Raw genomic sequence first — 13,984 nt, forward strand, 5'->3', positions numbered from 1 at the left:
TGCCCAACCGGAGGCGGTTCCTGCAGTCTGCCGCGACGGGTGCAGGTTCCATGGCACTGTGGGCCGGTGTTGGCAGCGCTTCTGATGCCGCCGTGGCCGCGCCGCCGCAGCCTCCTGGCTGGGTGCCCGCCAGCGGTGGCGCCGCCAAGGCAGTTGCAACCACGAATACCTTTCTTTCGCAGAATGGAAAACTCGTTGGCTGGGAGTACGCGTTCGGCAAGATCGTTGACGACTACTCTGGTGGAGTCTTCAATCCGTACTGGGGGCCTTTGGGGGCGATGGTGTTCCATGGCGGGGGGCATGCGGCCACGTTTGACAACAGTGTTGTGATTCTTGACTTCAACGACTTGACGTTCAAGCGCTTGTCGAACCCGACACCAAGTAACAAGGGTGCCAACTGGATTTCCACTGCCGGACTGTCTCAGAATGTCGACCCTGCGTTCAATTCGTATTGTGAGTATGGCGATGGCCAGCCAGGTGCGGGTCACACCTATGACACACTTGCCATATTGCCCCCCGCCGATGGCGGGGCTCCTTTTGGATCATTAATCCGTGTTTCCAGCTTTGCCGTTCATGTCAATTTGTCGCGCAGCACGGGCTGGGCCCATCGATTTGATTTCCAATCCATGGCGATGCGCAATGGCAAGTGGGTGCGCTGGTCGGTGAATGGGCCGACCAATTATTTGTTTCCGGGGGCCTGCTCCGCCTACGATTCGCGCCGCAAGCGGTTTTGGTGGATGGCTGCTCTGTCGTACCTCCCGCCGATGATCCGTTACCTTGACGTCGCAACACAACAGCAACTGGAAGCACCCTATGCGCGTACGGCACGATTGGCCCCTGCGGCGGACTCAGGCAGCATGACCCTGCGTTACGACCCGGCGCGCGACATTCTTGTTCTGACATGCACCTTGGGCGGCAAACTGGTGCTCGCCTTTCTTCGTTGTGCATCACCTGAAATGGGTTGGGTGGTGCCTCCCTTGTCGGCGAGCATTCCAGCGCAACCCGGCGCATCACACCCGTTCGACTTTGTACCCGAAGCAGACAAGTTTGTGTTGCTCACGGGTGCCGACAACTCGGCGCTCTATGACATCAAGGCGCCGCAGGATCCAACGCTCGTATGGACCGTGACACGCCGACCACTGGTCGGTGTTGCTGTTCCGACCGCCCACATTGCCGGAAAGCGATGGAGCTACGCGCCGGCGGTCAAGTCGTTTGTCTGGATGGCGAGTAGTTCGTCCGGTGTCATCGCGTACCGTCCGTTCGTGTGAACGTCCACCGGCGCAAATTTTCCGCGTCGCCCCGTCGGAAAAATTGACAGATCAGCTGCAGCGCGCAGGTCCAACATCGCTAACCCATTGTTTCAATTGGCTCCGGGATAGTGCGCACGAAAATTGCGTACTGCGTGATGGTCCACCACAAAACGACCATCGCTCATGAATCAGTCCTCCCCAATGTCTTCGTGTTGTCAGGCTGCATTTCAAAAAATGAGGTGCATAGGCTATTGGCTTACGCTTGCAGCGTTGGCTGGTTTGCCGGCCTGCGGTGGAGGCACCGATACCCCAGATAAGTCTTCATCGGCTCCGTCCAGCCTGCAGCAGACTCTGGTCAATTTGGTGATTGACACGACAAGCCCGGGACTCGTGACCGAGGGCAGTTTTGATCAGGTGCCCGGCTACTTGGCAAAGAGCCCGCAGGTCTTGCGCAGCAATGGTGCAGCGGGCGCGCGCTTTGCGTTGCAGGTGCCGCAGGCAGGTCAGTATGAAGTGTTCGTCTGGTGGCCGCAGAATCTGGCGGATGCCGGTATTGCAGATATCACGGTCGAATACCACGGCGGCAAAAACACAATTTCCCGGAGCCAGCGCAGCGGTGGCGGCTCATGGCAATCGGTTGGCACATATCCGTTTGATCCGTCGATTCCCGGGGCTGTGGTGCTGCGGAACGCAAGCGGTGCGCCCTTGTACGTGGATGCAACGCGCCTGCAATACGTCGGGCGACTGGCCCCCGTTATGGTGTTTGCGTTCGACAAGTTGCCGGTCGGCCTGAAGGATGAGCCGTATACCGCGCAACTCGGTATGGCGGGTGGTATGCCGCCTTACAGCTATGCGATTGTGGATGGCGACTTACCTCCGGGTTTGGCACTGGATGGGGCCACTGGCGACATCACCGGCCGCCCGGCGCAGGCGGGCGAGTTCACCTTCACCGTGCGCTCGCAGGATGCCACGCGTCAGTTGGCGTCACAGACGATGACCCTCTACATCGGAGAGTCGGCGGGCACCGCCAGTACTGTGCAGGGTTTGTTCCCACGTCCGCTTGAGGTCCCCAGTGCGCGCCGCCAATCGGCTGTCACGCCGTCCGGCGCGCCGGACGTTTCCAACTTGCTCGCCATTGTGGCCGGCATGGCCGAAGGGGAATGGCGTCGGGTCAACCTGAACGCTTTCTCATCCGTCTGGACCCCCGCCGACCTGCGCCCTTTGTTGTCCAAAAGCAACCCTGATCCCTCCCGCCTGATTCTCGCGTGGAGCAGTTTTGCCTGGGATTCCAACCGTGCTGCGCTGCTACTTTATGGTGGCGGCCATGCCAATTACCGTGGCAACGATGTCTACTTGTGGCGCGCCAGCACACAGAGGTGGGAGCGTGCATCGCTCCCAAGCGAGATGGTCCAAACCCCTCTGGGCTACTGGAATGCGATTGACGGTGTCGACAAAGCGCCGGCGTCCGCTCACACTTATGACAACACCATCTTCCTTCCGATTCTGGATCGCATGCTGGTGCTGGGCGGCGCCGCCGACCCCAATGGCGGACCTTACATTACCCAGGACACCGCAACAACAGCGCGCATCACCGGGCCCTACCTTTTTGACCCAAGCCGCGCGAACGCCGACAGGGTAGGCGGCAGCACCGGGTCGCATGTGAAACGCGTGGCACCGTACCCCGAAATTGTGGGCGGCAATATGTGGTCAAACCGCGAGTCGTGGCTGAATGCGTCGGCGTCATCAGCACCTCCTGTCGAAACCCTGTCCGACGGGTGCACAGGCTATGCCGTGGAGGACGGCCGTGATGTGGTCTATTTGCGCACGGCCAGCCGCCTGTACCGCTATGAAATAAACGACTTGGCCAATCCCGCCGCCGATGTCTGGAAGCAGGTCAATAGGTATTACTACGGCGGCTCCGGTGGACAGAGCACCTGCGGCTACGACCCGCTGCGCAAGATATTCCTGTCGACGCATCTGAAGACGCCATTCATCTTTTGGGACCTGTCAAATTCCAATCCGGGCAACCTGGACAAAATGATCACACCTGTCGACCCAACTGGCGAATTTCCGACACTGCTGTCAAGCGGTGAGATCCAGATGCGCAATTGTGGTCTGGAGTTTGACCCCGTTCGCAAAGATTTCAAGCTCTGGTGTGGTGATGGTCGCGTCTGGGCCGTGACGCCACCGCCAACGCCGGTTGCCACGGGCTGGACTATTGTCAAGGCTTCATTGCCGCCAAGCGCAGTGCCGACCGAAAGTCTTGGCACCGGCATTTTGGGCAAATGGAAGTACGTGCCAAACCTGGATGTCTTCATGGGCCTGGCCGATGCGGTGCAGGGCAATATCTGGGTTTATAAGCCGCACGGCTGGGTGAACCCCGCCGGAGGCAGCAACCTGCCACCGTCAGTGTCGATCACCGCACCCGTTAATGGCGCAAGCGTCACAGTGGGGGCGAGCATCGCGGTGTCGGCCACTGCGACTGACGTCGACGGCAGTGTTGCCAAGGTCGAGTTCTTCGCCGACAGCTACAAGATCGGTGAAAGTCTGGCCGCGCCCTACGGCATGGTGTGGTCTGGCGCCACAGTGGGCGCGCATACGCTCACGGCAGTGGCCACCGACGATGCGGGGGGCACCAAGACCTCGGCCGAGGTTACAGTCACGGTGACTCCGGTGGCCCCGCTCAACAATCCTCCTACCGTCAACCTTGTACGCCCCACCCCTGGCGCCATCTTTCCTTTTGGCACGCCGGTCACCCTTGAAGCTTCGGCCGCAGACAGCGACGGCGCCGTGATACGCGTCGAGTTTTACGCCAACGCCATCAAACTGGGTGAATCTACCGTCGCGCCGTTCACGCTGGTGTGGGCCTCGCCCCCCTTGGGCACCAGTGCACTCTACGCAGTTGCCACCGACGATCAAGGCGCCAGCGCCACCTCGGTGGTGGTGTCCATGACCGTCTCGCCTGCCTCGGGCGGCGCTGGGTCGATCACCCTGCAACGCGGCGCGAGTCCGTTCACCGTCGCCGACACCTATCTGTCTGCGTATCACTCGACGTTGAACTTCGGAGCAGCGAGCAATCTCCGGGATCAGTTCAGCAACTACTCGTCGCTGATGCGCTTTGCGATCTTCCAGTCTGAAGGCGGCCCTGTTCCGAACGGCACGAACATTACCTCAGCGACCTTGTCGTTGTACAAGTACTCGTCTTACAACATGGTTTATTCCGTGCACCGCGTGTTGTTGGACTGGTCGGAGAGCAGCGCCACCTGGAATCTGCGCCAGCCGGGGCTGGCCTGGTCCACAGTAGGTGCCAACGGTCTGGGTACGGATATTTCTGCTACGCCGGATGCTTCTGCATCTACAGACTTCAACCCGGGTTGGATCAACTTCGACGTGACTGCAAGCGTGCAGGCAATGAGCCTGGCCCCGACGCTTGCCAACTACGGCTGGCGTCTCAAGGGCGTGAGTGGCTACACCAGCGGGCTCAAGTGGATCTACTCAAGTGAATTCTCTGGCACGCCGACACTGCGCCCGAAACTGGTAATCACCTACAACTGATGGGAGAGTCGCGTGCGGGCGAACCGCACGCAAGTCCGGGATCACGGGTAAAGTCAGACTCCCAAGCATTTTAGCCACTCAGCCCCCGTCTTATCTGCATAGTATGCTATCTAAATAATAGCAATTTCAATCGGCAAGGCTGAACTGCGGCGCCTTGGTCGCAAGCCACTGCTCCAGCATCATCAGGATCCACACCATCTCGCCAAAGTAGCCCGGGTGCTCGGGCAGGTGTTGCGTCAGCAGGGTCTGGACAAAATCGGCGCGCACCACGCCGCGGCGCGCCAAGCTGTGCAGCGAGTCGGTAGCCAGCGCCTTGAGGGCCGGGTCGGTGTTGGCCCATACGCCAAACGGCAAGCCGAAGCCCTGCTTCTTCTTGGTGATGATCTCGTCGGGCAGAAAGCCGCGCAGCGCCTCCTTGAAGAACCAGCGCAGTTGCAGGCCCTTGAGCTTGTACGCGGTTGGCAGCCTGAGCGAAAACGCCAGCAGCCGCTCGTCGAGCATAGGAAAACCTACGCCCACCCCGGCACAGCCGGTAGCGCCCAGCACTTTGGGCAAGTCACTCTCGGCGAGGGTAAAGCGCCAGTCATAGGCCAGCTCTCTATTCAAATGGCTGCAGTTCTGTGGCATCTGCCATACCGCGCGCTCCAGTTGCAGCGGCGCTACGGTGTCAATTTGTGCCATGAGTTGTGGCGTTAGCACGTCGTCGGCACCCAGTCGCATGATCAGGTTGTACATCTGCAGTCGGTCGGGCATGGGCGCGCGAGCCTGCTCCACGTAGCTGCCAGCCTTGCGGGTCAGGGCGAAGGTCGCCGCGGCACGGGTGCCCAGCAGCGGTTCCATCAGACCTCTTTGAAGGAAGCCTGGAACATGGTTGTACCAGCCAAACACCCGCTGCTTGGCATAGCGGGAGTTGCCGCCAAACAGTTCATCGCCGCCATCGCCAGCCAGCAACTTGGTCACGCCGTCTTCACGCGCCATCCTGGCGCAGTAGTAGGCGGGCAGGGCAGACGAATTGCCAAAGGGCTGGTCGTAATGGGCTGCCACCGCCGGGATGCTGCGCACCAGGTCATCGGGCGTGACATAGTACTCATGGTGCTCGGTCTTGAAGTGTCTGGACGCGAGACGGGCATATTCCATCTCGTCATAGCCCTGCGCGTCAAAGCCAATCGAATAAGTGGCCGCCACCCTGCCGCTGGCCAGGGCAATCATGCCGGCCACCGTGGAGCTGTCGGTGCCACCGCTCAAAAAGCAGGCTGGTTTGCTGCCGTCGAGCTGGGTCGCGACCGAGTCCTGCAGCAGCTGCCTGAACTCGTCCTTGAGCGCGTCAAACGAGGGGCTGCGTTGCTCTGCAAAGCTGGGCACCCAATACGGTGCGACCTTGAGCTGGCCGTTTTCAAACAGCGCATAGTGCGCCGGCGGTAACCTGTAAATGCCTTTGTAGATCGTGCGTGGCGACGGGATGACGTGAAAGTAAAGGTAATCAAAAATCGCCTGCGGGTCAATCTCGGCACTGGCGTCAGCCAATTCATCGGCGCGCGCGGCAAAGCGCAGTTGCCCGTTGTCCACCCTGTAGCACAGGGTGCAGATGGAAAAGCGGTCCACCGCCAGAAAGGTGCCGCCATCGGGCAAACGTAGCCCCACGGCAAATTCGCCAGAAGTCCCCAGAGCGGCGTCAGGGCCATTTTTAGCAATTGCCTCGCGCCAGGCCGCTACGGCGCCGGCGGTCCGCGCCAATTCGGTCAAGCGTGTATCTGCGAATTTGGGGGAGCCGGAGGCAAATGAAATATCGGTTGCAGCCATTTGAGGGTGACAGTTGATCGTGGTCAGCGAGATTCGCTGTTCTTTGTGTTGTCTATCGATTATGCGCAACTGCATCCGGTTTCACGGTGCGCCGAATATGAGAATCATCAAGAACAGGCGAACAAATTGTCAACTTGCGCAATCAGTCGCCTCGGTTGTCTCGAATTCGCTGGGCACTTGATCTTTCGCATTTATGATTGCGATCACATCCAAGCGGGCGAGCCAGCACCGCAACAACGACCGGAATCCACTTGAAGCGAATCCTGATGATTGCCTACCACTTCCCGCCGCTGGCGGGCAGTAGTGGCATACAACGAACGTTGCGGTTTGTACAGCATTTGCCGTCACTGGGATGGCAACCGCTGGTGCTTAGCGCCCACCCCAGCGCTTATGAAAAAACAAGTGACGATCTGCTGGCCGACGTGCCCGCCGGCACCGTCGTGCGCCGGGCCTTTGCACTGGACACCGCCCGTCACCTGCAAATTGCGGGACGCTATCTGGGCTGGATGGCGCGACCCGACCGCTGGATCAGCTGGAAGTTTGACGCCATCCGCCAGGGGCTCAAGCTGATTGAAGAGTTCAAGCCGGATGTGATCTGGTCCACCTACCCCATCGCCACAGCACATGTGATTGCCTCGGCACTGCACCGTAAGACAGGTATTCCGTGGGTTGCGGATTTCCGCGATCCCATGGCGCAAGAAGGCTACCCGGCCGACCCGCGCACTTGGCAGCGCTACTTGGCGATAGAGGCTGACGCAGCAGCGCTGGCGCGCTACTGCGTGTTCACCACGCCTGGTGCGGCACGGGTCTACCAGCAGCGCTACCCGGCCGCGGCCGGCCGCATGATGGTGCTGGAAAACGGCTATGACGAAGAAAGCTTTGCGTCTGCTGCGCTGCAGCCCCAGGTATCGTCAAGCGAAGGCAGTACAACGTCGTCTACCCCACGCCCGCTGGTCATGCTGCACAGCGGCATTGTTTACCCGTCCGAGCGCGATCCAACCCAATTGTTTGTGGCGCTTGGCCGCTTGCAAAAAGCGGGTGCGCTGGGCCCGAATGAGTTGCATATCCGCTTTCGCGCATCAGTGCACGATGACTTGTTGCACAGTCTGGCACTGGCTTATGGTGCGCAGGACTACATCGAGCTGTGCCCAGCAACTCCATACCGCGAGGCGCTGGCAGAAATGATGGCCGTCGATGCCCTGCTGGTCATGCAGGCCAGCAACTGCAATGCGCAGATTCCGGCCAAGATATACGAGTACCTGCGTGCTGGGAAACCCATTCTGGGGCTGACTGACCCCGACGGTGACACGGCTGGTGTGCTACGCGGAGCGGGGCTCAATGACATGGCGCGCCTTGATTCGGCCGATGAGATTGCCAGGGTGCTGCCGGTGTTTGCGGCTGCAGTGCGGGCAGATAAAGCTAAATTACCGGACCCTGCCGCCGTGCAACTCGCGTCGCGCCGAGGGCGTTCTGAATTACTGGTGCGATTTTTGAACGATGTAGACAAGTAGTCGTATTGCCAGCCACGAGAAACAAAGGTTCATTTCGCTTGCTCGCGAATTAGTTTGCCCAACTGCATGCGATCAGCCAGCATTTTCGATCCCGCTACTGACAGATGTCCTGCGTCGCGATAAATCATCGTGCCGTCCAGCAGTGTGTCGCAGGTGCGTTCTTTGCATAGCCATGGATCAAAGCGAATTACTGACAGGTCAGCGGCAGACGTTATTGCGTTCAAAAAAATAAGCACGTCAGCGCGCTTGAATTGATATTCGGCTTTGTCTATCACGCAACCATTGAGTCTGCCAAGAATCACTTTTCCGCTCAGCTGCCGCTCCAAGCAGGCGCCAATGTCGAATCCCGATGAGGGCGGCGGGGCTATCAGCACCACTTTCTTCCCAATCACCCGCAAATTTTCGACCGTGGCGCGTAGACCTGCTATTGCCGAAGAGGTGTCAACAGGTCGCGAAACAAATGACTTTCCATCCAGAAAAACATGTTCATAAGCTGTATCAAAGTAGGCGGCAAATGGACTTGACAGAACTACGGTTGTAATAGAAGGAGACGTGCGCAGAAAATCAATAACTGATTGGTTAAAACCAATGCATCGCTCTGCCCATGCTTGATCTCGACTATCAAGTTCCCCATTGATTTTTCTGCGTGGCGCTAGCCCAAGAAAGGGTCCACAGCCACTCATGGTGGCCTGCATCACTCCATTGCTCCATTGTTGAACCAAGCCAGGTATCAAGTGCATTGCGTAGGAGTCCCCCCAAACAAGTAAGCCCGGATTTTTTTTGTTTTTGCATTCGCTTTTCGGGGTAAAAGTGGCTTCGTAATCACAGCTCACTGAGAACCCCGGGTTAATTGCACGGGCATCACCCAAGGTGATCTGCTCAGACTTGGTTTGGAGGATATAGAACGGCGTCATTGCAATGAGCAGTGCGGATGAAAGAGTTACCCCCGCGATGAGTGGCGCTGAGAATTCGAAATTTTGCTTTCTAATGGGGTCTTCCACCAGACGATAGAGTGTGTAGGCAAGACCAAATGACAGCACCAGGGTCAACAACCGCAGTTGAAGTGGCAGCTCGGGGTTGTTGCCAAGCCAGGCATTTTTCATGAAGGCAATGATGGGCCAATGCACCAGGTACAGTGAATACGAAAAGTCGCCGATGCGCGCCATTAAGCGGGTGGGCCATGCCGTATTGAGTTCTTGGCTATTTCGCAAAATAACAACAAGCGTTGCCACGCAGACGAGCAATGCATTAAGACCAGGATGCACGCCCACAGAGGGTAGAAAAGGCAGGACCAGCAGGCACAGCACCGATGGCACAAATAGCAAACGCACCAGCCTGTTGATGATTCGATGTTGGTCATCTTGCGGGCGTAGCAACCACAATGCTCCAACTGAGCCAATCAACAGTTCCCAGGCGCGTGTTGGTAGCAAATAGAAGGTTGCAATGGGCTTAAAAATACCTCCTACAACGCATAGGCCAAGGCTGATTAGCACGATGGCTATCGCCCCCCAGAGCCAGCGCTTTGGCCGCGTGAGCAACAACGTGGCAGGGAGCAAAAAATAGTATTGTTCTTCAATTGAGAGCGACCAAACATGCAGCAGTGGCTTTAAATCACCAGCCCCTTCGAAGTAGCCGGTTTGCTGCCAGAGCACGATGTTGCCTGTGAATGTCATAGCACCCGCTACTTGGGTTGCAAAATCTCGCAACTCCTGCTGGTTAAGAAACCAGGGCGCACAGAGCGCCGTAACAAGAAAGGCGACGTAGGCCGCAGGCAATAGACGCTTGGCTCGCCTGAAATAGAACTCAGACAAGCGAAACGTCTTGCGATGAATCCCGTTGGCAACCAGCGTTGTGATGAGGAAGCCAGATATGACAAAGAAAACGTCAACACCCAGGTAGCCCGATTCCAGCATGCCAATCTTTGTGTGATACAGCACCACCATCAGCACCGCGAGCCCGCGAAGGGCCTGGATGTCAAGGCGGGGAAGTTTCAACGTGTCACTCATCGATGGTGTTGCCGCGTGGCGGGGCTAGCGGATTTGGCCGTCCGATCAGGCCGCGCAGCACGGCGATTAGCTTCTCTGCCTGGCGCTCCATTGAATATGCGGCCAGTGCAGTCTGTCGGGCTTGTTGGCCGACGCTACGGCGCAGGGAGGGGTCGCGCAACGCCGAAAGATAGCTCAGCCACTCGGGCTTGTTGTGTGCCAGAAAGCCATTTTCTCCTTGGCGAATGACCGGCTCGTACGCGGGAATTGGCGTGGCGATGACGGGCAGACCCATGGCCATCTTTAGAGTCAGCCGATTCTCGGACTTCACTTGCCAACTCGCCAGCGCGCCTTGGGCGGTATCGGTTTCTATGGGGATGATGCCAATATCGGCCTGCTGCATGGCAGCGTAAACACCTGTGGCATCCCACGCCACGCGTTTGATGCCGGGGGTTGTCAAAAAACGCAAATAGCGTATCTTTTCATGCCAGCCCGCTTGGTCTGCGAGTTGCCAGTGCGCCTGGCGCAAGCGCTGCAGCAGATGGTCCGCGGCCGGGTAGCGGCCAACAATAGTGAGCTGAAGCCAGCTTGGCGGGCTTATTAGCACCGGCAGCCGGTCAAGCCCCACCGAGGTGACCAGCACCGCCCGCAATGGGTGCGCGTGCGATCCACTGTGCGATCCCCAGTCGGTCTTATGCAGTGCGGGTCGCTCAATGCCGTCGTGAACGACAACTATCTTGGCGTGAAGCGGGGTGGGATAAAGACTTTTCAAATAGTCGGTGACGGTGACGGTGACGTCGGTCGCATCGACCATGTCAGGTTCAACAACATCACAGATGCCAAACACCGTCTTGATCCCTTTCGCATGTAACTCATGTGCAAGCGCCACGACGCTGTCGCCGTGCACTTTTTGAAAATAGACGATTTGGAAGCCGTCAGCCTGCAGTCTTGCTGCCAGACCGGATACTTCTGGTGTCTCAGTATTCTGTATAGGCTCAAAGACGATGTGGGGATCAAACTCCGCCGCGCGCAGAAACGGGAACATATTCAGCACGGCGATACGCGTGCTGGGGATCGGGTTTTGTGCGCTGGAGAGCAGCACGAAACCGATCTTGACCCGCATGGTCATTTGTGACGCTGCCTCATTCGGCCGTGCCCGTCAGACGCTTGGCCAATTGTCTTGAAACACCCAGCGAACACGCCAGAGCCAGCAATAGCGTTCGTGGCCTTCGGGTATAGCGCACTGCCTGCCACAGCCAGACTTTGCTGCGGGCATCGCCCAGTTGATAGAGTCCGTAAGCCGAACTCCACAGGCGCTCGGTCCAGGCCTTGTGTTGAACAGTGCTCAACAGCCCGCTGTCCAGCCATTTCTGGCAAATCAGGCACAACGTGAGGTGGTGCTGAGCCGTCGGTTTGAAGAACACAGTGCGCACCAGTGACGTGGCCACGATTCGGTAGCGTGCAAGGGTTGCAGGGCAGTAGACAAATTCATACCGGGCTGCCAAGCGCAGCCACATATCGTAATCTTCGTAAGTGAGTCGTTCGTCGTAGCCACCAACGTCAATTAGCGCCTGGCGCCGGATCAGTGTGGCCATCGCGGGTATGAAGTTGCGATTGGCAAGCTCTGCGAACACGCGACCCGAAGGGCGAGTGCAGTCTGGCGTGTGCGCTTCGATGAAGTCCTTCTCCTGCCGCTGGCCTGCCTCGTCCATGCATGAAGCATCGGCATAAATGACCGCCACATTGGCGCTTTGTCGGCGCATCAGTTCCAGTTGACGTTCAATTTTGTTGGACTCCCACATGTCGTCGGTGGCAATCATGCTGATGAACTCGCCGCGGGCGTGCAACAGCGCCTCATTGAGTGTCTTGCAAAGCCCCGCGTTCTGAGTATGACGGATGAAGATGGCATCCGGCCTGTGCGTCGATAGCCAGGCTTGTATGAGGTCAGCCGAGTTGTCCTTGGAACAATCGTCTGTGACGATCAATTGAAAGTCCTGCAGCGTTTGTGCTGCGATGCTGTTCAGGCATTCATGAAGAAATCGCGCATGGGTGAAACACAGTGCAATGACGGTGACTGCGGGATTGGGGATGTGTGCTAAGTTGGCGTGATCGACGGGCATAACCGTGCCTCTGTTTGTTTGAACAACATTCCCCTACCTGTATGTGGAGCCTGAAGTGCACCAGCGCCTCAAGCCGAAGTTGAAATGGCTTTCAGCACTCTTGCGGGATTACCGCCAGCAATCACTCCGGGCGGTATTTCACCAACAACAATGGAGCCGTTTGCAACTACCGATCCAACACCTATTTTCACGCCTTTCATAATTTTTACATTTGAGCCAATAAACACGTCATCACCAATGACAACCGGTCTGGCCCTGTCAGGATTTGATGTCCGTCTGTCTGATATTTTGATGCCATGAAAATCCGAATCATAGATTTCAACATTCGTACCGATAAAACATCTTTTTCCAATTGTTATGGATGAGTGGTCAGCAATCGCCACAAAATTGTTGTTTACATGAGTGGCTTCTCCGAAGCGGATAGATGAAATCTTGCCTCTGGCTTCAATATGGATATAGCCATTGAAGAAAAATGGTGACGGAAAATAACCAAGTTTCACATTTTTCTCAAATTCTATATTCCCGTCTCCTAATATGAGAACAGGCTGAATTTTCGTAACACGCCCTTTCGAATGACCGGTTGATAATGCATCATAGAATTTTGTGCGAATCCGCTGCAATATTATGAACACAAGACTGCTTATTCTATTTTTCATTGCTCAATCTTGCAAAAGGTAGAAATTACTTTTTCTACATCCTCTGGTTCGAGGTGCGGCCCCATGGGGATGCTTAGCAATTGATTAGCCATCTGTTCCGCAATCGGGAATTGACCTTTAGCATAACCAGCTGCTGCATATGCGCGCTGCAGATGAGGGGGAATGGGGTAATGGATCAACGTTCCAATGCCTATTTCACCCAATTTCTTTTGCAGGGCATCGCGTTGCGGGTGCTGCACGACATACAAGTGCCATGCCGGTTCCGACCATTCAGGCACGAAAGGCAAAGTGAGTCCGATATTGGCCAGCCCTTTCTGATAGCGGCTCGCAATCTCTGCCCGTCTAGCATTCCATGTGTCCAGCACGGTGAGTTTGACGCGCAAGACAGCGGCTTGCATGGGATCGAGACGACTATTGAAGCCGCGCACTTCATTGACGTATTTCACCCGCGAACCATAGTTACGCAATACACGGATTCGCTCGGCGATTTCCTCATCGTTGGTAGTGATCGCGCCACCATCACCAAATGCACCGAGATTCTTGCCGGGGTAAAAACTCCACGTCACCACGTCGCCATGCGCACCCAGTCGTTTGCCTTTGTAGCGTGCGCCGTGCCCCTGAGCGCCATCTTCGAGCACTTTTAAACCATGCTTGCGCGCAATCGCCAAAATTGGCGTCATATCCGCTGGTTGGCCATACAGATGAACAGGCAATATGACCTTGGTGCGCGGCGTAATCGCTGCTTCTATGCGCATTGGATCAAGATTGTAGGTTGCGGGATCCGGCTCAACCGGGATCGGTGTCGCACCGCAGTGGCTTACCGCGAGCCAAGTGGCGATATAGGTGTTGCTTGGCACGATAACTTCATCACCAGAACCCACTCCCAGGGCTGAGAGTGCCAAATGCAGGGCATCCAGACCGTTCGCCAACCCAACACAATGCTTCGCTTCACAGTAGGCCGCATACTCCTGCTCGAAGGCATTCACTTCTTCGCCCAGGATGTACCAACCTGAGTCAAGAACGCGCTTGATCGCAGCGTCAATTTCGGGTTTAAGTTCGAGGTAGGTCGCTTTCAAATCGAGGAAAGGAATATTCATCTTGTGCATT

At 57.1% G+C, this 13,984-nt stretch carries 9 protein-coding genes; 3 read left to right on the plus strand and 6 right to left on the minus strand.

Annotation, left to right across the window (positions count from 1 at the left end; all coding sequences use genetic code 11):
* The first annotated feature begins 50 nt into the window (after positions 1-50).
* Both RFER_RS03395 and RFER_RS03400 read left to right on the plus strand, forming a co-directional pair.
* Positions 51-1,268, plus strand: a complete 1,218-nt coding sequence (locus RFER_RS03395; protein WP_041790102.1) for a hypothetical protein — start codon at positions 51-53, stop codon at positions 1,266-1,268.
* Between the two features lie 345 nt (positions 1,269-1,613).
* Positions 1,614-4,805 (plus strand): Ig-like domain-containing protein, encoded by a 3,192-nt coding sequence (locus RFER_RS03400; RefSeq protein WP_166485647.1) that lies wholly within the window; start codon positions 1,614-1,616, stop codon positions 4,803-4,805.
* Positions 4,806-4,931: 126 nt separating this feature from the next.
* On the opposite strand, the gene RFER_RS03405 is transcribed toward RFER_RS03400, so the two are convergent.
* Positions 4,932-6,605: an asparagine synthetase B family protein gene (locus RFER_RS03405; RefSeq protein WP_041791390.1), complete on the minus strand. Its 1,674-nt coding sequence runs from the start codon at positions 6,603-6,605 to the stop codon at positions 4,932-4,934.
* A 251-nt stretch (positions 6,606-6,856) separates the two neighbouring features.
* Between RFER_RS03405 and RFER_RS03410 the strand changes: the two genes are divergently transcribed.
* Positions 6,857-8,116, plus strand: coding sequence for a glycosyltransferase (locus RFER_RS03410; RefSeq protein ID WP_166485648.1), 1,260 nt, complete (start codon positions 6,857-6,859; stop codon positions 8,114-8,116).
* A 29-nt stretch (positions 8,117-8,145) separates the two neighbouring features.
* On the opposite strand, the gene RFER_RS03415 is transcribed toward RFER_RS03410, so the two are convergent.
* From RFER_RS03415 to RFER_RS03430, 5 genes are all read right to left on the minus strand, one after another.
* Entirely contained in the window at positions 8,146-10,110 is a 1,965-nt protein-coding gene (locus tag RFER_RS03415; protein WP_166485649.1) for an acyltransferase family protein, read from the minus strand.
* Between the two features lie 4 nt (positions 10,111-10,114).
* Positions 10,115-11,224: a glycosyltransferase gene (locus RFER_RS03420; RefSeq protein ID WP_166485650.1), complete on the minus strand. Its 1,110-nt coding sequence runs from the start codon at positions 11,222-11,224 to the stop codon at positions 10,115-10,117.
* Between the two features lie 19 nt (positions 11,225-11,243).
* A complete protein-coding gene (locus RFER_RS03425; protein ID WP_011463011.1) occupies positions 11,244-12,221 on the minus strand; it encodes a glycosyltransferase family 2 protein in 978 nt (325 codons plus the stop codon).
* Between the two features lie 68 nt (positions 12,222-12,289).
* Positions 12,290-12,877 (minus strand): acyltransferase, encoded by a 588-nt coding sequence (locus tag RFER_RS23290; protein WP_011463012.1) that lies wholly within the window; start codon positions 12,875-12,877, stop codon positions 12,290-12,292.
* Complete coding sequence (locus RFER_RS03430; protein ID WP_041791393.1) at positions 12,874-13,974, minus strand: DegT/DnrJ/EryC1/StrS family aminotransferase; 1,101 nt, start codon at positions 13,972-13,974, stop codon at positions 12,874-12,876. Before RFER_RS03430 ends, RFER_RS23290 begins: the two co-directional genes overlap by 4 nt.
* Positions 13,975-13,984 lie beyond the last annotated feature (10 nt).

This window comes from Rhodoferax ferrireducens T118, assembly GCF_000013605.1.
Lineage (GTDB): Bacteria > Pseudomonadota > Gammaproteobacteria > Burkholderiales > Burkholderiaceae_C > Rhodoferax > Rhodoferax ferrireducens.